Source organism: Peptostreptococcaceae bacterium (genome assembly GCA_016649995.1).
Taxonomy (GTDB): domain Bacteria; phylum Bacillota; class Clostridia; order Peptostreptococcales; family BM714; genus BM714.
In genome coordinates this window covers 1-23749 of record JAENWJ010000006.1, presented here as the reverse complement: position 1 = coordinate 23749, position 23749 = coordinate 1, and the positions used below count along the sequence as shown (strand labels likewise).

Annotated in this window: 24 protein-coding genes and 1 tRNA gene; 4 read left to right on the top strand and 21 right to left on the bottom strand. The window is 41.5% G+C overall.

Annotated elements, in window-relative coordinates; all coding sequences use genetic code 11:
- Window positions 1-29: 29 nt before the first annotated feature.
- Genes JJE29_02330 through JJE29_02315 form a run of 4 tightly spaced genes read right to left on the bottom strand, consistent with a single transcriptional unit; the run spans window position 30 to window position 3668 of the window.
- Window positions 30-2087, bottom strand: coding sequence for an Eco57I restriction-modification methylase domain-containing protein (locus tag JJE29_02330; protein MBK5251467.1), 2058 nt, complete (start codon window positions 2085-2087; stop codon window positions 30-32).
- 42 nt (window positions 2088-2129) lie between these two features.
- Window positions 2130-2516: a hypothetical protein gene (locus tag JJE29_02325; GenBank protein MBK5251466.1), complete on the bottom strand. Its 387-nt coding sequence runs from the start codon at window positions 2514-2516 to the stop codon at window positions 2130-2132.
- Window positions 2517-2554: 38 nt separating this feature from the next.
- Window positions 2555-2767 (bottom strand): DUF4177 domain-containing protein, encoded by a 213-nt coding sequence (locus JJE29_02320; GenBank protein MBK5251465.1) that lies wholly within the window; start codon window positions 2765-2767, stop codon window positions 2555-2557.
- Window positions 2760-3668: a hypothetical protein gene (locus tag JJE29_02315; protein MBK5251464.1), complete on the bottom strand. Its 909-nt coding sequence runs from the start codon at window positions 3666-3668 to the stop codon at window positions 2760-2762. Before JJE29_02315 ends, JJE29_02320 begins: the two co-directional genes overlap by 8 nt.
- 52 nt (window positions 3669-3720) lie before the next feature.
- Between JJE29_02315 and JJE29_02310 the strand changes: the two genes are divergently transcribed.
- On the top strand, window positions 3721-4956 hold the full coding sequence (locus JJE29_02310; GenBank protein ID MBK5251463.1) for a hypothetical protein: 1236 nt from the start codon (window positions 3721-3723) through the stop codon (window positions 4954-4956).
- A gap of 43 nt (window positions 4957-4999) precedes the next feature.
- Here the strand turns inward: JJE29_02310 and JJE29_02305 are convergent, their stop codons facing one another.
- Window positions 5000-5887 carry an MBL fold metallo-hydrolase gene (locus JJE29_02305; GenBank protein MBK5251462.1) on the bottom strand — a complete coding sequence of 296 codons (888 nt, stop codon included), beginning with the start codon at window positions 5885-5887 and terminating at the stop codon, window positions 5000-5002.
- 2 nt (window positions 5888-5889) lie between these two features.
- Window positions 5890-6870 (bottom strand): D-glycerate dehydrogenase, encoded by a 981-nt coding sequence (locus JJE29_02300; GenBank protein ID MBK5251461.1) that lies wholly within the window; start codon window positions 6868-6870, stop codon window positions 5890-5892.
- A gap of 104 nt (window positions 6871-6974) precedes the next feature.
- Here JJE29_02300 and plsY point away from each other — a divergent pair, with 104 nt between their 5' ends.
- Window positions 6975-7553, top strand: a complete 579-nt coding sequence (gene plsY / locus JJE29_02295) for a glycerol-3-phosphate 1-O-acyltransferase PlsY (protein ID MBK5251460.1) — start codon at window positions 6975-6977, stop codon at window positions 7551-7553.
- 57 nt (window positions 7554-7610) lie between these two features.
- On the opposite strand, the gene JJE29_02290 is transcribed toward plsY, so the two are convergent.
- The 3 genes from JJE29_02290 to JJE29_02280 form a co-directional block, all read right to left on the bottom strand.
- Window positions 7611-7708, bottom strand: a tRNA-Sec gene (locus tag JJE29_02290).
- 77 nt (window positions 7709-7785) lie between these two features.
- Window positions 7786-9678, bottom strand: coding sequence for a selenocysteine-specific translation elongation factor (gene selB, locus JJE29_02285; protein MBK5251459.1), 1893 nt, complete (start codon window positions 9676-9678; stop codon window positions 7786-7788).
- A complete protein-coding gene (locus tag JJE29_02280; GenBank protein ID MBK5251458.1) occupies window positions 9675-11087 on the bottom strand; it encodes an L-seryl-tRNA(Sec) selenium transferase in 1413 nt (470 codons plus the stop codon). Before JJE29_02280 ends, selB begins: the two co-directional genes overlap by 4 nt.
- Before the next feature lie 332 nt (window positions 11088-11419).
- Between JJE29_02280 and JJE29_02275 the strand changes: the two genes are divergently transcribed.
- Complete coding sequence (locus tag JJE29_02275; GenBank protein ID MBK5251457.1) at window positions 11420-12802, top strand: sodium:alanine symporter family protein; 1383 nt, start codon at window positions 11420-11422, stop codon at window positions 12800-12802.
- Window positions 12803-12878: 76 nt separating this feature from the next.
- Here JJE29_02275 and selD read toward each other — a convergent pair whose 3' ends face one another.
- Window positions 12879-13925 (bottom strand): selenide, water dikinase SelD, encoded by a 1047-nt coding sequence (gene selD, locus JJE29_02270; GenBank protein ID MBK5251456.1) that lies wholly within the window; start codon window positions 13923-13925, stop codon window positions 12879-12881.
- Between the two features lie 12 nt (window positions 13926-13937).
- Complete coding sequence (locus JJE29_02265; protein MBK5251455.1) at window positions 13938-14534, bottom strand: helix-hairpin-helix domain-containing protein; 597 nt, start codon at window positions 14532-14534, stop codon at window positions 13938-13940.
- A 129-nt stretch (window positions 14535-14663) separates the two neighbouring features.
- Between JJE29_02265 and JJE29_02260 the strand changes: the two genes are divergently transcribed.
- Window positions 14664-15983, top strand: coding sequence for a D-alanyl-D-alanine carboxypeptidase (locus tag JJE29_02260; protein ID MBK5251454.1), 1320 nt, complete (start codon window positions 14664-14666; stop codon window positions 15981-15983).
- 51 nt (window positions 15984-16034) lie between these two features.
- On the opposite strand, the gene JJE29_02255 is transcribed toward JJE29_02260, so the two are convergent.
- The 10 genes from JJE29_02255 to rplU all read right to left on the bottom strand — a co-directional run bounded on the left by JJE29_02255 (window position 16035) and on the right by rplU (window position 23413).
- Window positions 16035-16415 (bottom strand): RidA family protein, encoded by a 381-nt coding sequence (locus JJE29_02255; protein MBK5251453.1) that lies wholly within the window; start codon window positions 16413-16415, stop codon window positions 16035-16037.
- 29 nt (window positions 16416-16444) lie between these two features.
- Window positions 16445-18901, bottom strand: coding sequence for a leucine--tRNA ligase (locus JJE29_02250; protein MBK5251452.1), 2457 nt, complete (start codon window positions 18899-18901; stop codon window positions 16445-16447).
- Between the two features lie 260 nt (window positions 18902-19161).
- The gene (gene rsfS, locus JJE29_02245; GenBank protein ID MBK5251451.1) at window positions 19162-19518 is read right to left on the bottom strand and encodes a ribosome silencing factor; all 357 of its coding nucleotides are present in this window, start codon (window positions 19516-19518) and stop codon (window positions 19162-19164) included.
- 1 nt (window position 19519) lies between these two features.
- Complete coding sequence (gene yqeK / locus JJE29_02240; protein MBK5251450.1) at window positions 19520-20116, bottom strand: bis(5'-nucleosyl)-tetraphosphatase (symmetrical) YqeK; 597 nt, start codon at window positions 20114-20116, stop codon at window positions 19520-19522.
- Entirely contained in the window at window positions 20109-20768 is a 660-nt protein-coding gene (locus JJE29_02235; protein MBK5251449.1) for a nicotinate-nucleotide adenylyltransferase, read from the bottom strand. Before JJE29_02235 ends, yqeK begins: the two co-directional genes overlap by 8 nt.
- Window positions 20769-20806: 38 nt before the next feature.
- A complete protein-coding gene (locus JJE29_02230) occupies window positions 20807-21094 on the bottom strand; it encodes a YhbY family RNA-binding protein (GenBank protein ID MBK5251448.1) in 288 nt (95 codons plus the stop codon).
- A gap of 14 nt (window positions 21095-21108) precedes the next feature.
- Window positions 21109-22395, bottom strand: coding sequence for a GTPase ObgE (obgE, locus tag JJE29_02225; GenBank protein MBK5251447.1), 1287 nt, complete (start codon window positions 22393-22395; stop codon window positions 21109-21111).
- Between the two features lie 57 nt (window positions 22396-22452).
- Window positions 22453-22746, bottom strand: a complete 294-nt coding sequence (gene rpmA / locus JJE29_02220; protein MBK5251446.1) for a 50S ribosomal protein L27 — start codon at window positions 22744-22746, stop codon at window positions 22453-22455.
- Window positions 22739-23083 (bottom strand): ribosomal-processing cysteine protease Prp, encoded by a 345-nt coding sequence (locus JJE29_02215; GenBank protein ID MBK5251445.1) that lies wholly within the window; start codon window positions 23081-23083, stop codon window positions 22739-22741. Before JJE29_02215 ends, rpmA begins: the two co-directional genes overlap by 8 nt.
- 18 nt (window positions 23084-23101) lie before the next feature.
- Window positions 23102-23413, bottom strand: coding sequence for a 50S ribosomal protein L21 (rplU, locus tag JJE29_02210; protein MBK5251444.1), 312 nt, complete (start codon window positions 23411-23413; stop codon window positions 23102-23104).
- Window positions 23414-23749 lie beyond the last annotated feature (336 nt).

The window sequence follows — 23749 nt, the reverse complement described above, 5'->3', positions numbered from 1 at the left end:
GACGCCACCTCGCATTTAATATTCCATGATTACTGTCTTTCTCCTTCAGTAAAACCTTTTATCATTTCTTTTTCCTTGACACTCAATCCATAAAGGCTGTACACAAAATCGTCAACTATACTGTCATCTCTATCCCGGCAATCATGCATTATAGCAAGCCTTCCAATCGATTTTTCTGTCAACTTTGGTAAGGGAATGCGTTTCAGCGGCGTATGATACAATTCGAGCTGACCGCCCTTCCTTTTTCCATTGTTCTTTAGCCAGAAATAGACCACACTAGAATTCAGTATGCAGCAAATTGCCTTCATGTGATTTGCTCCCATTTTGCTGTGAATGAAATATATATCCGCACTTCCGTAGCAGGGTTTTTCCGTGTAAACAAAACGATTGTCAACGGCTCTGTGAGGAACCATTATTTTGGGACCATTGAAGATTTCTTCATCTCTATACCATTGAAGCTCATACCAATGCCTCGCCCCATTTATGACTTCACGCCTTTTTGAAAGAATCGCCCTGTAAGGATTCAAATGTTTCAACACGGCTTCGCCAGATGCTTTTCCTTCTTTTTCCATTTTATCATTTGTGACATACAATACAAGCTTTTCCGATTCCTTAAGTGAATAGCACCCTATATCCGAATTCTTATAAAAGGGTTTGAGGAATGGTGAACTCTTTAGATGCCCTGGCACTGCGCCTAGTGAATCAAATACATAAATGGGCTCGCGCAAACCCATGTTTTCCGCGCCTTCTATTATGTTGCGCTTGCTTGTCTTGTCGCATCCCGACACAAGGCCCTGCCTCACTTGACAAACATCTCCAATTGAGCATGCGGCATTGCCTCTGATGCTTCGCGACACTTCTCCGTATAAAGAATTTTCATATAATATAATGTTTCCGTCAATATCATATATGGATTCCTGCCTTATTTCATGCGAAGCAAAACTTTTCATTGCATCCTTCAGAGGAGCTACATTTCCCGATGCTTTTTTCAAAACGGTTTTATCTGAATAAGCCGGTTTCTTTTGAAGAGTAAAAAGCATATTATGCTGCCCCTTTGCGGAACTGAAAATGTTTACGCCGTCAAGCATATATATTTCCCTAAAGGATATGTTTTCGCTAAGGAAAGCCCTAAGTTTTTTTGCCCCATCCGCAGTGGTGAAATAATTCGTTGTAACATAGGACAAGACGCCGCCCGGTCTTAGCATTTCAACGGCCTTGTAAATGAAATAGTAAAAATAATCCATTTTGGCTTCATAGAAACGCTTCCCGAAATCCGACGATTTAGCCATTTTAAAAATGTCTCTATTTCCTTTTTCTCCCAGGTAGGGCGGATTGCCCAAAAGCAAATCATATGAATCGCCGAAATCGAAATCCGATATGGCATCCCTCTTGTAAATCGTCGGATTTATATCTTCTAGGCGAAACGTCCCGAGAAATCGGTTTAAAAGTACTATAATAAACATTTCGAGACCTTCACTATGCAGATCATTTGCGCAAAAACCCTCATTGACCTGTTTAAGCAGAATTTCATCTATCTCCTTGTCTGAATCAATACATGTTCTGAGGGCTTTATCCATCACAGAAAGCATCTTAAGAAAAAAAAGACCCGCCCCTGCTGAAATATCCATCGTACGGATTACCATATCGGGATTATCTTTTAGTATAATTCCCAAAGCCATATAGAAACCTAAGCAGTCGGGCCTCGCTATACCTTTTTTTATGAATTTTTCCTCCAGAACATAAAAAAGGCCTCTTTCAACAAGATAGGCCGCAACAGGCTCAGGCGTGTATACACTCGCCGTAGATGCACGCAAAGAGCCTTCCATATATTCAGGCAGAGAAAAGCCCTGCAAATACTCGTCTCCATATTCCTCTCCGGCAAATGTTTCAATAACCGGATCCATTGTTTGATCCATCTTTTCGGAGTATTCCTCTCCGATGTGCCTACAAATGAAGCCGCGATAAGCTTCTCTGCCGAGTCCATACTTTTCAAGCAAGCGGTTTCTGATAGACCCTATGTATGAAGCTTCTGCGCTCAAGCCTACATCTTCATATGTTTTTATGGTATCTCTGTCTCCTTTTCCCATAAATATCTCTCCGTTCAAATAAAAAATCTTAGTACCGCAATACTAAGATTTTTTTACAATATACATTCCGGGACCGGCCATGCTTACTCCATCCATGTTTTCCACAGTTCGATTCACAAGCAAATCGATGTCTTCAATTCTTGTGTCAATCCCTTTTTTCTTCAAGTATTTCATAATTGTAAGCAATCTGATAGGATATGTGCATGGGTTTTTGAAATAAGGATGTTTCCTTATCAATTGCTGTATTTTTTCAGACTCTTTCTCATAATAGCTTATGGTATCGTAACTTAAAAGGTTCTCCAACTCTTCAATATACGCTTCCAATTTGATTTTGTCGTTGTTTTTAATCAATTCTTTAATATTCTTCAACAACTTGTCAAATCGAATAGGTTTCGCACCATCGCTACTATCTAGTAACGGAACTTCCATTTAATCATTCCCCTTCCATAATCAATACAATACTACACTCAAATACTCTTTCTGTCAATCTCAAGCGGCCTTTTGAAAAACAATATGATGGTCCTTCCATTGACTGTTGGCACCGCCTCAACCAGTTCCCATCCCTCTCCCCCAAGACGGTTCACCAAATCCTGATCTTTCTTTGACATTACTAGATTTGTGGCTCCTGCCGTTTTTATGTGTTCAATCCTATATTCCCACATGGCAATCTCCCTATTCAATCAAGTCTTCCAATTTTTTATTGTGTGATTCAGAAAAAACTATGTCGCCGGCAAATATTTCCTCTACCTTCGCCTGGGATTTTTTAAGTTCATCCAACGAATTCCCATTAATCACAATACGGTCCCCATGAACCTCTACTTCGCATAGCAAATTGTTTCCCTCAATAAGAAGATAATATTCAACTCCCGAATCTACATCGTCTGGGATAAATGCATCTGTCTTTCTGATTTTCCCCATTAATCGTTCCCTATCAGGAACAATATAAACAGCCGAATATACTTGGAGTATTTCTTCTTCCTGCACCAGTTCAATTTTATTGATGATTTCAATCATCTTGTAAAACATCCATTGATTATTTTTGGCATAATTTTCATATGTCACATATCCTCTTATGTTGCAATATGATTCGTAGGCTTCTCTAAATTTGCCTTTCACCGTTTCAGCAAGCTTGCTGTCTACGAAAACCGACAAAATCCTGCTTACATAAAAGCTCACATCAAGCAGAAATACCCTTCCAATGAATATGTCTCCTTTTTTTAACATACCTCCCGATTCTATGTTTAATTTTTCTCCGCTTATTATATCTCTGCATGCAATGGATTCACCGACAGATGTCTCAATTGCTTCGCAAACCTTCATTTCCGAACGCATCCATGCCTTTAGCACGACCATATTCTCTTCTGGAATTTCTTGCCGGCTTTTGATGTAAATCTCTAAAATTCTCATCTGTCCGGATTCTGCATTAAATATGCTCCACTTGTCAAATCCCGTCAAGCTCCCTATGTTTTTCTCATACAGTTCCCGTGCATGTGTCATCTCATTATTTTCTTTTTCAATCCCGTAAATGTATACTTCATCAATCAATTTTTCTTCGATTTCTGCTAATTTATCGTAGTTCAATGTGGCACCTCTTTCCATGTTTGTGTTATCATTATCTTGAGGAGTGATGCATATGGCAGCCATAAAAATATATCATAAAAATCCTTATACAAAGGAATTTAAAGCCAATATAACGAAAATCGACCAAAAACCCGGCAAAGAGGTTCATATCAAGCTCAATCAAACGGCTTTCTACCCGGAAGGTGGCGGACAGCCCTGTGATTTGGGTTTCATAGGAGACTTTCGCGTCAAAAATGTCTTTGAAAAAGACGGCGAAATTTATCATGTGCTCGAAGATATTCCAAAACAGTTCGAGAATATTTCATGCCGGATTGACTGGAACAGACGTTTCGATTTCATGCAGCAGCATCTCGGGCAGCATATTCTTTCAGCTTCTTTCGAAAAACTTTTCGAGGCTGCAACAATAGGCTTCCATCTTACAGAAAACAATCTTACAATAGATATCGACAAGCAGCTATGCCACAAAGACCTTGCCCGTGTCGAATATTTTTCCAATCAGATAGTATTCGGAAGTCTAAATGTTAAAACTCATTATCCGTCAAACGCCTCTGAACTTGCCTCTTTTCCTTTGAGAAAGGATGTGGCCGGCTATGCGAATCCCCGCATAGTTGAAATAGATCAGTTCGACTACTCGCCCTGTGGAGGAACACATCCCAAACGTACGGGAGAGGTAGGAATAATTAAAATGACCAATTGCTCCACTCACCATGATGGACTCCGTATTGAATTTGTCTGCGGAAACCGTGCTTTAAAAGATTATGCCGAAAAAGCCCATGTTTTGTCAACCCTGAAATCGGATCTATCCTGCAGTGAAAATAGTTTGCCGGCTCGTTGCAAGGGAATGAAGGAAGATTTCAAGGAAATCGTCTCCAAGTATAAAAATACAACAGACAAGTTGCTTGCTTATCAGGTAGATGAAATGTTCGCCAAAAGCCGAGTACACAACAACCATCGCCTTGTTTCATATATTTTCGAAACAGACAATATAAAGGAAGCAAGCATTCTGACATCCAAGGTTCTAAAAAGAGATACATCGGCGATACTGATTCTTGTCTGTCCCGCAACCAATTTCACAACCGTTCTTTTGGCCTCATCACCCTCCGAAAATCCTCTAGATCTAAATCTCGTTCTTAAGGATTTGCTCGAAAAATATAATGGCAGGGGCGGCGGTAAGGCTCATCATGCACAGGGCATCATAAACGGTGAAGTGATATTTGAAGAACTTATTCATTCCTTGTACAGCAAAATCGCTCTTGAGCTTGAAAAACTCGAGGTAAAACAAATCTGATAACGCATAGCATTAAGCAATCGGCACAAAAACCGGTTGCTTTTTATTTTCTTGTATAAATAAGCCTGTTATTGTCCATCGCCGGCACTACATAACCTTCATTGCATAAATGACTTAGATGTGCCGAAATTGTAGTCCTGTTGAGAAAATGCTGTCCGATGTTCATGGAAACCCCCAGCTTTTCCATTGACAAAAGCATCAGCTCCTCCAATGATGCAGGTTCGGTCATGGCATCAATAAGTATTTCATTAACTCTGCTGATGGCTTTCCTGTTTTTTTCTATCAAGGCTTTCAGCCCATCTGCTTCGCAAATTTCCCCATGGCTTAACACATAGTACTCAGCATCCGATTCTTCCAAAACCTCAAGTGTTTTAAGATGCTCAGTTATATCAGATGAATACATCAGCTTGTATTTATCTATTATTTCAGGCGAGAAAAGAGCATCTCCCGTGAAAAAAACTCCATCTTCCGTTCTAAAACCTACCATGCCAGGACTGTGCCCCTTTAAATCTACGATTTCAATTCTGTTCCCTTCAAAATCGACAGAATCCGAATCGAAGATTTCACACGAGCATTCCTTGGCCATTAGGAACTTGTTTTTAAGCACCTTTAAAGGATCTGCTCCATATAAATAGAAGGGCTCTAAAATATTATTGTTTATCATCGCCGCCTCTAATTTTGACGACCATATCCTGCATCCGGTCTTTCCCTGCAAATAATGATTGCCTCCCCAATGGTCGGCATGCGAATGCGTATTCCAAATGCCTTTCAAGTGCAGCCCGTCAGACTCCATTGCCTTGTAAAGTTTTTTGCCCTTATCCGTATCATTTCCCGAATCGATCAGTATGACGCTTTTACCTTCTACCAGGGCGCCAACATTAGTTGGGCTTTTGAAATAATGCGAAAAACCTTTTATATGTTGAATGTTCATTTTTACACCTCGTTAATTGCTGTTGTCGGAAGTCCTCCGCTTAAGACTGAAATTATGTTTTCCGCAGCGATATCGGCCATCTTGCCTCTCGTCTCCCTTGTCGCGCTTCCAAGATGAGGGCTAAGAACTGCATTTGTAAGTAAAGAGAGTCCATCCGACAGTTTCGGTTCGTTCTCATACACATCCAAACCGGCGCCGGCAATTATTCCTTTTTCAAGCGCCTCGACTAGTGCTTCTTCATCTACCACCGGCCCTCTTGAAGTATTTATCAATATGCATGTTTTTTTCATTAATTTAAGCGCCTTCCTATCAATAAGATGGAGTGTTTCTTTTCCAAGAGGAACATGAATGCTTATTATGTCCGACTCCGCAAGAAGGCTCTCGAACCCAACATATTCCGCGCCCAAATCTTCAATGGCTTTTTTCCTGCCCCTGCTATAATATATAATCTTCATACCAAACCCCGCCGCCCTCTTTGCAACGGCCGTGCCAATTCTTCCGGCTCCAACAAGCCCGAGTGTTTTTCCCGAAACGCTTTGACCCAGCATGAATTCCGGTCCCCATCCCTTATAGAATCCATTTCTTGTCAATTGGTCCGCCTCAGGAATGCGCCTGGCCACTGCAAGCATCAGCGCAAAGGCCATGTCAGCCGTATCATCCGTAAGAACATCCGGTGTATTGCTAAGATAGATGCCCCTCTTTGTTGCCTCGCGCAAATCCATGTTGTTGTATCCTACAGCGTAGTTTGCAATTATTTCAACACCCTCCGCCGCATCCATTAGCTCTCCATCCACCCTGTCTGAAAGCATCGTTATTATACCTTGCTTCCCTTTAACCTCTTCAAGCAGTTCCTCGTATGTTAGGTTCCTGTCCAGCGGATTGTATGTAAAATCAAATTGCTCCTTAAGCCTTGTCATTGCCATTCCCGGCAATTTTCGGCTCGAAAACACTTTTTTCTTTTTATTCAAACTAACCACCTCCATAAAAAAATTATAGCACAAAGCATCCGTTTGGGATTCCAATTTTTAATAATATACTTTGTGAACCGTGCCATGTCATGGTAAAATAATCTAGAAAGGGTGATTATATGAATATAGCTATAGCAATTGCAATAGGATACGTCCTCGGCGCTATCCCATTTTCGTTTATTGTCGGAAAATATTACGGGAAAATCGATATTAGAAATGTTGGAAGCGGAAACCTTGGAGCAACGAATGTACTTCGTTCTCTAGGCAAGAAGGCTGCGGCACTAGCCTTTGCCGGAGACTTTCTGAAAGGCGTCGCCGCAGTACTTATTGGTAGCTCGCTTTGGGGATACGATTACGGAATACTCGCGGGTGCAGGTGCCATATTGGGCCATTGCTACCCTGCAACACTAAGATTCAAAGGCGGCAAAGGCGTAGCTACCGCCGCAGGGGTGTTGCTCGCATTAAACCCTATGCTGATTCTCTATCTCTTGCCGCTTTATGTTATTATGATCAAGGTCTTCAAGATTGTTTCGCTTTCATCAATCTTAATAGCGGCATCGACCCCCATAATAAGCTACTTCATGGGCATGCCGGATAATTTTCTCGGATTCGCGCTTCTAGCCTCGCTTTTCGTTATTTATAGGCACAAATCCAATATAAAAAAACTGCTCGCGGGAGAAGAAAAAAGAATAATCTGACAAACAACAATAAAAAGAACGGATTCCTTTTCGAAAGGAATCTGTTCTTTTTATTGTTGGCGGGACCGTGTGGGAATCGAACCCACCCAAGACGCTACTAACGCCTCACAGCTGGTTTTGAAGACCAGAGGGCACACCAGCACCCATCCGCTCCCATATTGATGCCTCGGTTTTTGATTATATCATAATTAATTTGATGATGGAATACCTTTTCAATATATGTATGTCAATATTAAAAAGGTATTCTCTTGTTTCCGTCTCTCTTTGTTATTTTAGCGTTGTCATAATGCTCCAATAGGGCTATAGAATATTTTCTCGACAAATTGAATTCATCCTTGAACTCTTTAAGGCTAATGAAACCCTGCTTCGAAAGTATTGCCTGCACTTTTTTCAGTATCTTTTCATATGAATCCTTGGAATAATACAATTCTTCACTAACTTTTACAAGTCGTCCTTCTTGAAGCAAGTATTCGAAAACGGGCATTTCCTTCTTCCCAATGTCCAGTCTTTCCTTTATCTGTGTAAAATTGTCAGGGGTCAATTCAGCATCGCTATAATAGTTTCCCAATTCGCCTGCAAGCTTAATGTCCTTGTTTGTCAGCTCTATTTTGAAGTTCTTCAGACTTACTGTATGCCCTTCGACTATTAGGGATCCCCCGTCCGACATTCTTTTCAGCAATTCCTCGAAAAACTCACCGCCACGCTCTCTCAAAAGTTTATTTTTCAATTCCTCTCTTGGAACGCCCCTCTTGTACGGATTTCCTATATGATATTCATTTGCAATTTTAAGAGCCTTTTCCTCTAGCCCCTCGAAACTTTGCATATGAATGTATGCCTCGTTCACAGAATATATGCTCTGCTCATCAAGGAGTTCCTTTAAGGCCGCCTCTATCTCTTCCATCTGGAACCCAGTGGCTCTATGCATTTCCTTCTTACCTAAGGCATACTCCGGTGCCTTTTTCACAAGCTGCTCGATGATTTCGTTTTTATTGCCTCCACTCTTTAATTCCAATGATTCAAGTGTTTCATTATTAAACCTTTTATGTTTTTCGGGATTGGAATCTATGATTTTTCCACCACCCACCGTTTCAAGTGGAGAATAATACCTGACGACAAAAAGATCCCCGTATTTAAATGCATGTGTCTTCTCTAGCCTAAGCTGTGCATAGCATGTTTCCCCCGGCTCGAGTATTTCTCTGTCCAGCAATACCAATCGGCACATTATTTCAGCCGATCCGTGGTAAAGCCTGAGCCTAGTCCAGTTCTCAAGCCTTCTTTTTTCGTCATTTGCAAGCGAAAGCTCTACGTCAACCATCATCGTATTTTTCATCGAGTCGGTTTGCGCAATAACCTCTCCCCTGCTCAATTCACTTTTCTTGATACCGGCAATATTAAGGGCCGCCCTCTGCCCCGCAAAGACCGTTTCCATATCTTCGCCATGAACCTGTATATTCCTTATTTTCGCTTTTCTCATACTCGGATAAATATCCAGCGTATCGCCTTTATTTATGGTTCCTTCCATAAGTGTTCCGGTCACGATAGTTCCATAGCCTGTGAGGCTGAAAACCCTATCTATTGGAATCCTGGCAGGTTTGCCGTAATCCCGTTCGCCTACTTTTTCACTCATTTCATCAAGCTTTTCAATAAGCCCTTCTATTCCTCTTCCGCTTACCGAATCCACTTCTAAAATCTCCGAATTTTCAAGGAAAGTCCCCTTTACGCGACTTTTAATATCCTCCTTCACCAATTCAATCCATTCGGCATCGGCCATGTCGCATTTTGTAAGTACTATAAGGCCTTGCGGTATATTCAAGAAGCTGAGAATATCCATGTGTTCCTTCGTTTGAGGCATTATACCCTCGTCGGCAGCGACAACAAGAATGACTATGTCCATGCCTAGTACTCCGGCCAGCATGTTCTTTATGAATTTTTCATGTCCGGGAACATCTATTATTCCAGCCCTTTTGCCTCCTGGCAAATCAAAATAAGTGAATCCCAACTCTATTGTAATTCCCCTTTTCTTTTCTTCCTTCAGACGGTCGGTATCCCTGCCTGTCATAGCCTTTATTAGGGTTGTCTTTCCATGGTCTATGTGGCCGGCTGTCCCTATTATCACATGCTTCATTGTATGTTCATCTCCTCCGACAGTTTTCCAAACGCTTCCGCTATTGCCGCAAGCTGTCCGTCAAAAATGGTTCTTACATCCAAAATAACCTTTTCCTCGTTTATTCTCGCAATTACCGGCGGATTGTTTTTCCTTAAACCTATTTCAATTTTTGATGCAGAAATATTTCCTCCGCCAATTGATACAACATAGGTCGGAAGCTTTTCCAGCGGCATTGAACCCCCGCCAACCTGCGATTCTCCTTTTTCAACACTGATTTCAAAGCCCCGAGTGTTGGCTTTTATCTTTTCGGCAAGTCTTTCCGCCCTATCTTTTAGGCAATCCACAGAAGCCGTCAAGAACCTAAGTGTAGGAACCTTTTCGAGTGCCTCATCGGGATCCAGATAATGCCTAAATGTCGCCTCAAGTCCAGCTATTGTCAGCTTGTCTACCCTGAACGCCCTCGTAAAAGGATTTTTCTTCATTTCATCAAGATACTTCTTCTTGCCAACTATTACTCCAGCCTGCGGTCCACCAAGCATCTTGTCTCCGCTGAAGGTAACAACATCGGCATATTTTACCGCTTCCTGAACAGTGGGTTCTCCCGACATTCCATGTTCGGAAAAATCAATGAGGGTTCCGCTTCCTATATCCTCCAAAAGAGGAATGCCCATTTTTCTGCCCAATTCCGCCAACTCTACTCCGGGTACTTCCTGCGTAAACCCGAGTATCCTGTAGTTGCTTGTATGAACCTTTAAAAGCACTCCCGTATTCTCGTTTATATTTTCCTTATAATCCCTCAGATGGGTCTTGTTTGTGGTGCCTACTTCATTCAGAATAGCTCCGCTCTGCCTCATTACATCCGGAATTCTAAATGATCCCCCTATTTCCACAAGCTGGCCGCGGGAAACGATGGCTTCTTTTCCTTCTGACAATGTATTCAAGGCAAGCAAAACAGCTGCCGCGTTGTTGTTTACTACAAAAGCAGCTTCGGCTCCGGTAATTTTACAGATTATCTCTTCTATATGGCTATATCTGAGGCCCCTCTTACCGCTTTCCAAATCGTATTCAAGCGTTGAATAATTTCCGGCCACCTGAATTATCCTTTCCACGGCGGATTCGCTTAAAAGCGCCCTTCCAAGGTTCGTATGAAGCACGACCCCCGTAGCATTTATGACGGAACGCAAATTATAAGCAGTTTTCATTTTTAATATGTCTAATGCATCTCTTAGAATCTCTTCTTTTATAATTATTGGATTTAACTCCCTATTTTCTCCCGTGAGGATTTTCTTTCTTGCCCCATCAATCGCTTCCCGTATGGATTCAAGAACCAACATTCTCGGATTTGCCAAAATCTTTTCTCTTATTTCCTTTTCCTCCAAAAGCTCGTCAACCTTCGGGAGATATCTTAATGATGAATTTTTATTCACTTTCTTCACCTCTTTATATTCTTTTTATTCTTTCTAATTTAGTAAATTATAACACAATACCACAAAGTTTTGCTTTTGCCATTTTCCATTTACACTTTAAATTATCCATAATTTCGCAATATTAAAAATTAATCCTTGATAAACCTTTTTAAAAAAACTATAATTTAGTTGATGCAGGAAGTAATTTGAAAATTCATACTTATCGTCATTTTACTAACAAGCCTGTATACACCAAAAGAAAGGGGGTCCCGACATATTTATTTCCGCATCTTAAGTATTCTTTTTCGTATTTAGGATTTTTTTATTTCAAAAATAAAAGGGGGACTTATTTAATGGAAGCTTTTAATGCTATAATTGGTCAAATAGGCTCGTTCGCTTGGGGACCGATCATGATTGTGTTCTTGGTTGGTACAGGTCTTGTTCTCACTATTGGAACAAGGATTGTTCAGTTCAGAAGAATCGGATATGCATTCAAACTTTTATTCTCGAAAGAATCAATGGGTGAAGGAGACATCACTCCTTTCCAAGCACTTATGACATCGCTAGCTGCAACAATCGGTACAGGCAACATAGCCGGTGTTGCAACAGCAATAGCAGTTGGTGGACCTGGAGCCATCTTCTGGATGTGGTGCACAGCTGCCGTCGGTGGAGCTACAAAATACGGCGAAGCCGTTCTTGCACTCAAATACAGAGTAACAAACGACAAAGGCGAAAAATCCGGCGGACCGATGTACTATTGCTGGAAAGGCATGGAAGACAAATTCGGTGGAAACTGGAAATGGCTCGGAATGTCATTTGCAATATTCGGATTCATCGCCGCATTCGGTATAGGCAACATGGTTCAATCTAACTCGGTTGCCGCTGCAATGGAAGAGACGGTTGGACTTAGCCCGACCATAACTGGAATTGTAATCGCAATCCTGACTGCCCTTGTTATACTCGGCGGAATCAAGAGCATCGGTAGAGTCACCGAAAAGATTGTTCCTATAATGGCTGTCATTTATGTTATCGGGTCACTTTTTATTCTATTTACAAATGCCGACAAAATAGGCATGGCTTTCGGAATGATTTTCTCAAACGCTTTCAACGCAAACGCAGTAAGCGGCGGACTCGTTGGAACCGTAATACGTATGGGTGTTGCGCGTGGCGTATTCTCAAATGAAGCCGGACTCGGTTCAGCTCCTATAGCCCACGCAGCCTCCAAGAACGACAATCCTGTAACTCAAGGAATCATAGCATCCCTCGGTGCCTTCCTTGATACCATCGTAGTATGCTCAATGACAGCTCTAGTAATACTGGTTTCCGGTGTAATAACTTTCGATGCAAGCGGCATGATGGTTGTATTAGACGACCTAACAGGCGCTGCTTTAACCTCGAGAGCCTTCGCAATCGCAATGCCAGGTGCGAACTTCGGAGCATTCCTCGTATCATTCGGGCTCATGTTCTTCGCTTTTTCAACTATCATTGGATGGTACTATTATGGATCGAAATGTGCAGAATTCCTTTTCGGACTTAAAATCGAACAAGCTTACAAATGGGCTTGGGTCATTTTGACCTTTGTCGGTGCAACTATTCCTCTTAGCTTCGTTTGGAACCTTTCCGACGCATTTAATGGCCTAATGGCTATTCCGAACTTGGTAGCACTTCTCGCACTCAGCGGATCAATCTTCAAATGGACCAAAGAGTATGAAGAAAAGGAAAAGCTTAGCGCATAATTCAAAACTAAAAGCCTGCCGGAATAATCCGGCAGGCTTTTTTATTGTTCTTTATTCTCTATCTGTAATACTTTTACTACACAACCTCTATGAAAGTCGCTCCCTTTTCCTTTACCCTACCTACTACCGCAAAATCAAGGTCGAGAGTATGCTTGTATATTTCCAAAAGTTTCTCGGCTTCAGCCTCAGGAAGGCTTATAAGCAGTCCACCGGATGTTTGGGGATCATAAAGTATGTTTTGCCTATCTATCGACACAGAGTCCGCAAAAACGGCTTCTTTTCCCACAAAACCCATGTTCTTGTAGGCACCTGCCGGTATTATACCCATGCTGGCCATATCGAAGGTTCCTTCTATAACAGGCACCTTTTCAGATTCAATGATGAAAGTTGTTTCGCTTCCCTTCGCCATTTCAAAAACATGTCCAATCAATCCGAATCCTGTCACATCCGTGCAAGCATTGACTTTAACTTCTTCCATTCCTTCTGCAGCCTCACGATTTAACGTGTTCATAACCTTGATGGCCCTGTCCACAACATCGTCATCAAGCAGTCCCGCCTTGATGGCGGTAGATAGTATTCCGCTTCCCAGGGGCTTTGTCAGAATCAAGACATCGCCTGGCTTGGATCCCGAATTGGTGAGCACTTTTCCCGGATGAACGAATCCCGTCACCGAAAGCCCGTACTTGGGCTCGTCGTCTTCAACCGAATGGCCTCCTATCAGAATGGCTCCGGCCTCCTTAACCTTGTCCGCGCCGCCCTTAAGTATTTCTCCTAAAATTTTTATTTCCAAATATTTGGGGAAACATACTATATTCATTGCAATGACAGGCTTTCCTCCCATTGCATAAACATCGCTAAGCGAATTGGTGGCAGCGATTTGTCCGAAAAGGTATGGATCATCAACAATCGGGGTAAAAAAATCAAGAGTCTGAATGATGGCTATTTCATCATTAATTTTATATACTGCTGCATCGTCAGATTTATCAAATCCAACTATAAGATTTTCATCTTCAAACTTTGGCAATTCTCGCAGAACCTGCGATAAGGTCTCAGGACCTATTTTCGCCGCTCAGCCTGAGCTTTTAGACAATTCCGTAAGACGTTTTATACTTCTCTCATCCATTTCCATTCCTCCTCAATAAATACAGATGCATTCTTCTATATTCGCATAGGTTTTTTCGCCTATGCCACTGATTTCCATTATTTCTTCCTTGGTTTTAAATCCTCCATTCTTTTGTCGGTATGCTATTATTCGGTCGGCATATGCAGGTCCTACGCCAGACAATTCTTCTAGGAGAGTCTTTCCCGCGGTATTTATATTGATAAGACCGTCTGTCGATTCTTCCACTGCAAGGCTTTCTCCAATTTCCGGAATTATTATTTTTTCCTGGTCATAAATCTTTTGAGCCAAATTAATCCGTTTAATATCGGCCGTGTCCAAAAGACCTCCGGCCATCTCCACCACATCTACGACACGACTTTCGGCAGGCAATTTATAAAAGCCCTCTGCGTAAACAGCTCCGCATATGTCTACATACAGAAATTCCGGGCTTTCCTGCTTCTCTTCCGATATGGGCGAAATTTTTTCGGCCTCCGACACTTCAGAAAGCTGCTCTAAAACTTTAAGATCCCTGTCCTTCTTCACTTTGAAACCCCATACGCCAACAAACGCCATGGCCAAAATCAATACAAAAATTATCACCTTGAACCGGTTCTCTCTGCCTTCAAACATTATAAGTACCTCCGAAATTCGTGACACATTTATAATACCACATATATCCAATTATGTGTATATGCTCTTTTATAGAACCCGCGTCTATTTTCTGTTATAATATTTGTTGTATCGAAAAGAGGTGATTCATTGACAATACTAAATCGTTCAATCAATAGATGTCTTATGTCCTTCCCGCTTATATTGGCAATGCTTTTTTCTTTTACTATTCCATCTCAGGCTCTTACGGCTTCAGACCTTGTAGGAGAATCGGCCATAGTTATAGACTATGATTCGGGAGACATTCTATATTCCAAAAATCCTGACAGAAAAATGTACCCTGCCAGCACAACAAAAATAATGACAGCTCTTCTTTCTCTTGAGAACCTGGAGCTTGACACCAATGTAGTAATTGATAGCGAAACACCTTTCACAGATGGAAATCGGATTTATCTATTTGAAGACGAAGTTATATCAATAAGAGATTTGCTTCATGCGCTTCTTATTGAATCTGCCAACGATTCCGCCGTAGCTCTGGCAAAGGCGGTTTCAGGCGATGTGGATACCTTTGTGGCTCTTATGAACTCGAGAGCAAAGGAACTCGGCGCAACAAACACCCACTTCGCCAACCCGAATGGCCTTCCCGACACCGAGCATGTCACAACTGTACACGACATGGCTCTGATTGCCCGTAAGGCCTTTGAAAACGATGTTTTTCGAGAGATTGTAAAGAAAGTCAACTACACCATAGCCCCAACTGAAAAACAGCCCGAATCCCGATATCTAAAGAATGGAAACCGATTCCTTTGGGGAACGGGAAGCAGTAATCAGATTTACTATGAGGGCAAGTGGATAGACATAAAATATCCGCTTGTCGACGGCATAAAAACAGGATACACCATAGCGGCTCAGCAGTGTCTTGTAACAACGGCGTCTAAGGGAGGCCGCAGGATAATAACAGCCGTCTTCAAATCGCAGCAAAAGAATATATATACAGACTCGCGTAAGCTTATAGACTACGGGCTTGATTCCTTTAAAAATATAACACTTTCAAACAAGGGAGAGCGTGTTATCACTGTGGATATTTATGGTGGAAAGGAAAACACCCTCGAAGTAATAAGCGGTGAAACCTTTATTCACTCCCTGGCAAACGATGTGGACCCAGCTTCAATCAAAAATAATATCCGGTTAAACGAAAATCTGAATGCTCCCGTCATGAAGGGCGACCTTGTTGGTGAAATAAGCTTTACAATAAATGAAAATCTTATCGGAACTGTCCCTTTACTTGCAGATAAAACCGTACTCGAAAAAACTTGGAAAGATTCCCTAAAGGAATATTGGGAGAATATAAACTGGATTACAGCCTTTCTTTTGATTATTCTCTTCTATTTGGCATGGAGAACATATGTTACCACTAAAAAACTAAAACACATAAAAAATAAAAAACGCAAAATCAGTAAATCCCGATGACAAATACCATCGGGATTTACTATTGTTTTCTTTTTTAGAACCTGTATTTTGCTATATAGCGGCGATTACTTCTATTTCAACATTGACTCCCAATGGAAGTCTTGCAACTTCAACACAAGCCCTTGCTGGTTTATGCTCATTAAAATAAGTACCGTAAACTGCGTTTATTTTTCCGAAATCATCCATATTTTTAATGAAAATTGTTGCTTTAACAACATTTTCAAGACAAGTTCCGGCATCAACGAGAATAGCCTTTACATTTTCCAAGCATTGCTTCGCTTCGTCCTCTATCCCTGACTTAACCAATTCTCCCTTGGCGGGATCAAAAGGCACCTGGCCCGATACATAAATCATGTCACCTGCAATTACCGCATGTGAATATGGCCCTACAGCAGCCGGCGCATTTTCAGTATTAAACATTTTAATTTTCATCTGTCTACCTCCATGTAGTTTTATCAACACTATTTTACTACAATATTAACAAGTTTCCCAGGAACATATATGAATTTCTTTATTTCCTTGCCTTCTATTGACTTCTTAACCTTGTCCATATCCATTACTAGCTCTTTCACAGCCTCTTTATCAGCCTTTCTTTCTACCGAGAATCGTTCCTTCACTCTTCCGTTTATTTGAACCACAATTTCCACTACATCTCGAACAGTTTTAGCCGGATCGTATGTGGGCCATGACAAATTGTGTACACTTTCTTCATGTCCCAATATCTGCCACAATTCCTCCATCATATGGGGTGCAAACGGTGCAAGCAGTGTCAGAATTGTCTCAATTGACTGTTTCATTGTAGCCTGGTCATAATCTTTATCCATATATTTATATGTCTCGTTTACAAGCTCCATAATTGCGCTGATTGCAGTATTGAAATTGAATCGGCCTTCCACATCCTCTGAAACCTTCTTGATTGTGGAGTTAATGTAATATTGCATTTCTTTTTCCATCGGGCCGTCGATTTCTTTGCCTTCGGATTTAACTGCATCCAACACGTAATGCACAAGTCTCCATACCCTGTTTAGGAATCTGAACGAGCCTTCAACTCCCGCATCGCTCCACTCAAGGTCTTTTTCAGGCGGGGATGCAAACAATATGAAAAGACGCGCAGTGTCCGCACCATATTTAAAAATTATTTCCTCAGGACTAACAACATTGCCCTTGGACTTGGACATTTTAGTCCCATCCTTCAAAACCATGCCCTGTGTCAGCAGATTCTTAAACGGCTCGCTCTCAGGCGAAAGTCCCTGGTCAAATAGAAATTTATTGAAGAAACGCGCGTAAAGCAAATGCAAAATTGCATGCTCGACACCACCAATATATTGGTCTACGTTCATCCAATATTTAGCCTTTTCCTTGCTAAAAATTTCATTGTCGTTTCTTGCATCCGCATATCTTAGGAAGTACCATGACGAGCAAACGAATGTGTCCATAGTATCTACTTCTCTGCGTGCCTCTCCTCCGCAAATTGGACAAGTCGTGCGTACGAAGGTTTCACTCGAGCCTAGAGGCGAATCGCCTTTTCCACTAAAAGCAACATCGGTTGGCAGTTTTACAGGAAGATCCTCTTCAGGAACTGGAACCTCTCCACATTTGTCGCAGAAAATTATCGGAATAGGTGCTCCCCAATAACGTTGCCTCGAAATTAGCCAATCCCTAAGCCTGAAATTAACAGTTCTCTTGCCGATTCCTGCTTCTTCCATATATTCGCTTACCTCGTCAATGGCTTGGCCGCTGTCCATTCCATTGAACGCATCAGAATTTATCATGATTCCTTTGCCAACATAAGGTTCTTCCATGTCTTCAGTCAGCAGTTCATCTTCCGGTGTAATCACAGGAATTATCTTAAGTCCATACTTCTTTGCAAATTCAAAGTCCCTTTCGTCATGGGCAGGCACCGCCATTATGGCTCCTGTGCCGTATCCCATAAGAACATAATTGGCAACATAAATCGGTATTCGCACACCATTTAATGGATTAATGCAGTATTTGCCCGTGAAAAAACCTTCTTTTTCTACATTAGCTGATGTTCTTTCTATGTCGCTCGAGGATCTGATCTTTGCCATGAATTCATGGTAACCATCCTCGTACTCCGTTCCTTTAACCATTTCATAAACCAATGGATGCTCAGGAGCAAAAACCATGAATGTGACTCCATAGGTCGTATCGGGCCTTGTGGTAAATACTTCCATATTTTCTTCCATGCCCTCAATTTCAAAAATCATTTCCGAACCATAGCTCTTCCCAATCCAATTCCTCTGCATAGTCTTGACCTTTTCCGGCCAACCTTCCAACATATCCAAATCATCAAGAAGCCTTTCGGCATAGTCTGTAATCTTGAAATACCATTGCTCAAGATTCTTCTTTACGACAGTTGTTTCACATCGTTCACACTTTCCGTTCACTACCTGCTCATTTGCAAGTACGGTTTCACATGAAGGACACCAATTAACTGCTGATTTCTTCTTGTATGCAAGTCCGTTCTTGTACAGCTGCACAAAAATCCATTGAGTCCATTTGTAGTACTCCTCGCTACATGTGGTAACTTCTCTATCCCAGTCGTAGCTTAGACCCAATTGCTTGAGCTGACGCTTCATTTCAGCGATATTCTGCTTCGTCCATTTGTCGGGATGGATGTTATTTTTGATTGCCGCGTTTTCCGCCGGCAAGCCGAAAGCATCCCAGCCTATCGGATGAAGAATGTTGAATCCGTTCATTTTCTTGTAGCGAGCAACTACATCTCCTATGGAATAATTTCTAACGTGTCCCATATGCAATTTACCTGAAGGATAAGGAAACATTTCAAGCACATAGTATTTTTCCTTTTCCGGATCCTCATACACCTTGAAGATATTTTTTTCTTCCCATTCCTTTTGCCATTTCTTTTCGATTTTATTAAAATTGTATCGTTCCATAAAGTTACTCCTCCCTCTTTAAAATCTGCAATAAAAAAAGCACCACTAGAAACAATCGTCCCCCATAGGGACGAGATTTTCTCGCGGTACCACCCTACTTGGCAATTAAGCCCTCTTGAAGCCTGATAAAGGAAGCCACTCCTATTTTTATCGGGGCGAGTTCGGATTGTTTCTGTGCCGGCTTCCAGCTTCCACAGGCTCTCTTTGACAGAAGGATCTTCTTACTGCTCCCCATATTCTATATTCAATTACTATCTATTTTAATTATTTTCCAGCAAACTGTCAACATCCAATCGGACGGAACCGCTCCAAAGTTTTTCCAAATTATAGAACATCCGTTCCTCAGCCTTGAATATATGCACAACCACATCTCCGTAATCAAGAAGTATCCATCTTCCATTTCTATATCCCTCTTTATGGGATGCAAGAATATCACTCTTTTTCAGTTGATATTCTATCTCATCAGCTATCGCCATTGTGTTTCTGTCCGAGCTGCCTGTAGCAATAACGAACACTTCCATTTCGCTTGAGAGTTTCGAAATGTCAAAAACCTCTATGTCCGTTCCGTTTTTTGCGTCAATCGCTTTTACGATTTCGCTTATTTTCAAATTATCTATCTTAAACACCACCTTTTTTTATCCCTTTAACATTCCCGGATATCAAATCATTTCTTGCATATATTGTGTTTATATTTATGACTTCCCCTTTTCCTATCAGATACAGAAGCGTTTTATCTATTGCCGCGAGAATCGCTTGGTCCAAATCCGAAAAGGCCTTCTCTCTTATTTCATCGACGCCTTCAAAATCTCTGGAAATTTCCATTATATCGGCAAGATATATTATCTTTTCAAGCTTCGACATGCCGGTCCTTCCAAATGTATGATTCATTATGGCGTTTAAGACATCCCTGTCTTTCACTCCGTACTTCTTTTCTGCGATGCTTGCTCCCACTATTCCGTGATACAGATTTATTGAGCCGCATATTGACAAATGCTCGTCACGAAGATTTTGTTTATCTACATATATTCGCATTTCATCATCGCTAAAGTTCTTGGCATAGTCATGGAAAAGGGCCGCCGTTTCAGCCTTATCCTTTGAAACCCCATGTGCCTCGGCTAGCTCAATCGCCACTTCAAGGACTCCCATAACATGTTTAAACCTCGATTTCTTCAGATTCCCCGCAAGCCAGAAAACAAGGTCTTCTTGGTTATTCACAATTATCCTCCGAATACAGTTCGTTCTTCAATATATAATGCTCTACGGCTTCCGGAAGAAGGTACTTTATCGGTCTGTTGCCTGCTATTCTATTTCTTATGTCTGTAGATGAAATATCGACCGCCGAAACTACCATTGTCTGTATTTCAGCACTATAATTTTCTTTGTAATACTCAATCATTGCCAACATATTGCTGTTCGTTACACCGGGCCGCGTAGCGGCAATGAATTTGCACATCGTTAGCAATTCAGCCGATTCCTCCCATGTTTCAATCGTGCTTATCGCATCCGCTCCTATAATGAAATAGAACTCTACTTTCTTGTCCGAATATTTTTTATTGAGTTCCCTCATGGTCTCTATGGTATAGGAAACATCCTTCTTGTCTATTTCTATACGCGAAACATCCAAATACGGATTTGTCATGGTTGCAAGAAGAATCATAAGGTAACGATGCTCACCTTTTGTGATTTTCATCTCCCTCTTGTGTGGCGGTATTCCCACTGGAATGAAAATGACCTTGTCAAGATTATAATTTCGCCTTATCTGCTCGGCTATTACAAGGTGTCCATAATGGATGGGATCGAAAGTCCCTCCCATAATACCTATCTTGTATCTTTTATCATCCTCAAGAACCAATTGATTTTTAAACATTTTATCCTCCGCAAAAGATCCATTTTCCCTAAAAAAATCTACGGCAATTCTATAGTCTTATTATCCTTTGATTCTCTATATATAACAAATTTTCTTCCAATAGACTGTACAAACTCCGCTTTAAGACTGTCGGCCGCTTCGTTAGCAGCTTCCTTGGCTGTCAAGGAACAATTTTCAAGGACATGCACCTTTACGAGCTCTTTGGACTCAAGGATTTCACCCAATTGAACCAACACGGCTTCAGTGATTCCATCTTTTCCTATTTGCATCTTTACACCAAGGCCGTTAGCCAATGCCTTAAGATAGCCTCTTTGTTTTCCCGTCATTAAAAACACCTCCTTTATTCAATGTAATCAAATTCGTATCCCTCTATTTTTATTATTGAGCCATCGCCTGCGCCCACTTTTTTGAGTTCTTCGAAAACGCCCTTCTTCTTGAGTATTCCCTGAAACCTCTGCACAGAATCCCAATCCTCAAAATTAGTTGAATTCATCAATTTTTCGACTGAGTAGCCGGTGATAATGAATGTTTCATTCTTTCTCTCAATATTCCAGTCGCGTTCCTTTTTCTTATAGCGATACACTTTATGCTTATCCTTGTCTTCTATGGCGATTTCCGTTTCAGCGGGTTGCAAATTGTCCAGCATTCCCGTGATATGCTTCATTAGGTCATCCAAGCCTTCGCTTGCAGCAGCGGATATTGCGAATACTTCGTATCCCCTGCTTTCTATTTCACTTCTAAAAGTATCTATGACGGTCGTGTCCAAAGCCAAATCGGTCTTGTTGCCCACTACAATCTGTTTTTTTGCAGACAAATCCATTGAATAGGCCCTGAGTTCCTCGTTTATCATTTCGAAGTCTTTTATCGGATCTCGTCCCTCTGAGCCTGAAATGTCAACAACATGCACAAGCAAGCGAGTCCGTTCTATGTGCCGCAGAAAATCATGCCCTAGACCTGTTCCTTCATGCGCCCCTTCGATCAATCCCGGTATGTCCGCCATTACAAAGCTCTTGCCCTTAACCGCTTCTACCACGCCCAAATTTGGATGGATTGTAGTAAAATGATAATTCGCAATTTTGGGTTTAGCCTTAGAAACCTTTGAAAGAATCGTTGATTTGCCAACATTCGGCAGGCCTATCAGTCCGACCTCTGCAAGCAACTTAAGCTCAAGCACCAGCAACTTCTCATCACCCGGATCACCGGCTTCCGCAAAGCTTGGCGCCTGGCGTATTGAACTTTTGTATCTTGTATTTCCATTCCCGCCTTTTCCACCCTTGGCTATCACGACCGACTGCCCTTTTTCAACAAGATCCGCAAGTATCTCACCTGTTTCCTCGTCCTTTACTACTGTTCCCGGCGGCACATGGAGTGTGAGATGGCAACCCTTCTTGCCAAACCTTTGCTTCTTGGCGCCGTTTTCTCCGCTTTCCGCCTCATACTTTGTCTTGTATCGAAAATCCATGAGAGTTTTCATTCCATCATCCACCTGAAGAATTACATTTCCTCCATGGCCCCCATCTCCGCCGTCTGGTCCACCGTCCGGAATATATTTCTCGCGTCTGAATGAAATGGCTCCATCTCCGCCTTTGCCTGCTCTTACCGATATTTTTGCCTCATCTATAAACATATTTTCACCCTCTAATAATAAAAATCCCATACCTCATATAAGGCATGGGCTTTTTTTCTATTGAACATCAACATTTGCCGGATAAACACTGGCCTGTTTTCTATCCTTGCCTTTTCGTTCGAACCTTAGTACTCCATCAGCTTTTGCAAACAGCGTGTCATCGCCGCCTCTTCCAACATTCAAACCCGGATGGATTTTCGTGCCTCTTTGTCTGACAAGAATACTTCCAGCGCTAACAAATTGACCATCAGCCCTTTTGACACCAAGTCTCTTTGATTCACTGTCTCTACCGTTCCTTGACGAACCGACACCCTTCTTGCTTGAGAAAAGTTGGAGATTCATTTTAATCATCATAATCATCGCACCTCCTTACACAAATACTAACATAATCGGGATAGCTTTCAGCAACGCCTCTGTATCCCACATAAATCGTTTTCAGTATTGCCGCTACCCTTTGTTTTTCATTAAATGGCAACGTTTTCGGAACCTCGCATCTAAGATAGCCTTCAGCAATTTCATAATCGAAATCAACACCGGTCAATTCGCCCAATGCGTTGACCGCCGTCTGTGCAAGTACCGAAACACTTGCGCAAACTATGTCCCTTCCGTAATCCTCGCTTTCAGCGTGTCCGGAAACCTCAAACCCCATGATTTCAGTACCATTTTTTAAAACTATTATTTCTATCATGACGTTCTTCCAGCTTTCCTATGCGTTAATCGCGTCAATCTTGACTTTTGTATACGGCTGTCTATGTCCTTGCTTCCTTCTGTAATCCTTTTTTGCTTTATACTTGTAAACGATGACCTTAGGTCCTTTGCCCTGCTCAAGAACCGTTGCATCCACCGAAACACCTTCAATATAAGGTTTCCCGAAGGAAACTTCGCCTTCGTTGGAAAAAGCAAGAATCTTCTCGAAATTTATCTTTCCACCTTCAGCTTCATTGAGTTTTTCAATGAAAAGTGTATCGCCTTCTTCTACTCTGTATTGTTTTCCACCAGTTTCAATAATTGCATACATACCTTGTACACCTCCTCTAAAAAATCTCGCCAAATTCAGGCGTCCATAGGCTCTTAATACCTGATTCGCGCGGTTCTCCGTGCTTACGCATGATAACATACATAAAACACATAGTCAACAAGTCGATTATATCACAAAAGCATCATATGACCCACAAATGATAATGTCCTCTTATACCACAAATGATTATGTCCCAATTATAGTATAATAAACCCTCATAAAATAGAAATGAGGTGGACACAATTAGAAAGGTGATACTTACAATGGATGAAAATGAAAAATTTCAAATTATTAAAAGACTTGTTGATACAAATGGTAATAAACAAACATCATGTT

What these genes read in the sequence shown, in the direction of transcription:
- JJE29_02330 (MBK5251467.1), bottom strand. Translation starts at nt 2,087, where the DNA reads ATGGGAAAAGGAGACAGAGATACCATAAAAACATATGAAGATGTAGGC.
- JJE29_02325 (MBK5251466.1), bottom strand. Translation starts at nt 2,516, where the DNA reads ATGGAAGTTCCGTTACTAGATAGTAGCGATGGTGCGAAACCTATTCGA.
- JJE29_02310 (MBK5251463.1), top strand. Translation starts at nt 3,721, where the DNA reads ATGGCAGCCATAAAAATATATCATAAAAATCCTTATACAAAGGAATTT.
- JJE29_02305 (MBK5251462.1), bottom strand. Translation starts at nt 5,887, where the DNA reads ATGAACATTCAACATATAAAAGGTTTTTCGCATTATTTCAAAAGCCCA.
- JJE29_02300 (MBK5251461.1), bottom strand. Translation starts at nt 6,870, where the DNA reads ATGGAGGTGGTTAGTTTGAATAAAAAGAAAAAAGTGTTTTCGAGCCGA.
- plsY (MBK5251460.1), top strand. Translation starts at nt 6,975, where the DNA reads ATGAATATAGCTATAGCAATTGCAATAGGATACGTCCTCGGCGCTATC.
- selB (MBK5251459.1), bottom strand. Translation starts at nt 9,678, where the DNA reads ATGAAGCATGTGATAATAGGGACAGCCGGCCACATAGACCATGGAAAG.
- JJE29_02275 (MBK5251457.1), top strand. Translation starts at nt 11,420, where the DNA reads ATGGAAGCTTTTAATGCTATAATTGGTCAAATAGGCTCGTTCGCTTGG.
- JJE29_02265 (MBK5251455.1), bottom strand. Translation starts at nt 14,534, where the DNA reads ATGTTTGAAGGCAGAGAGAACCGGTTCAAGGTGATAATTTTTGTATTG.
- JJE29_02255 (MBK5251453.1), bottom strand. Translation starts at nt 16,415, where the DNA reads ATGAAAATTAAAATGTTTAATACTGAAAATGCGCCGGCTGCTGTAGGG.
- JJE29_02250 (MBK5251452.1), bottom strand. Translation starts at nt 18,901, where the DNA reads ATGGAACGATACAATTTTAATAAAATCGAAAAGAAATGGCAAAAGGAA.
- JJE29_02235 (MBK5251449.1), bottom strand. Translation starts at nt 20,768, where the DNA reads ATGTTTAAAAATCAATTGGTTCTTGAGGATGATAAAAGATACAAGATA.
- JJE29_02230 (MBK5251448.1), bottom strand. Translation starts at nt 21,094, where the DNA reads ATGACGGGAAAACAAAGAGGCTATCTTAAGGCATTGGCTAACGGCCTT.
- obgE (MBK5251447.1), bottom strand. Translation starts at nt 22,395, where the DNA reads ATGTTTATAGATGAGGCAAAAATATCGGTAAGAGCAGGCAAAGGCGGA.
- rpmA (MBK5251446.1), bottom strand. Translation starts at nt 22,746, where the DNA reads ATGATTAAAATGAATCTCCAACTTTTCTCAAGCAAGAAGGGTGTCGGT.
- JJE29_02215 (MBK5251445.1), bottom strand. Translation starts at nt 23,083, where the DNA reads ATGATAGAAATAATAGTTTTAAAAAATGGTACTGAAATCATGGGGTTT.
- rplU (MBK5251444.1), bottom strand. Translation starts at nt 23,413, where the DNA reads ATGTATGCAATTATTGAAACTGGTGGAAAACAATACAGAGTAGAAGAA.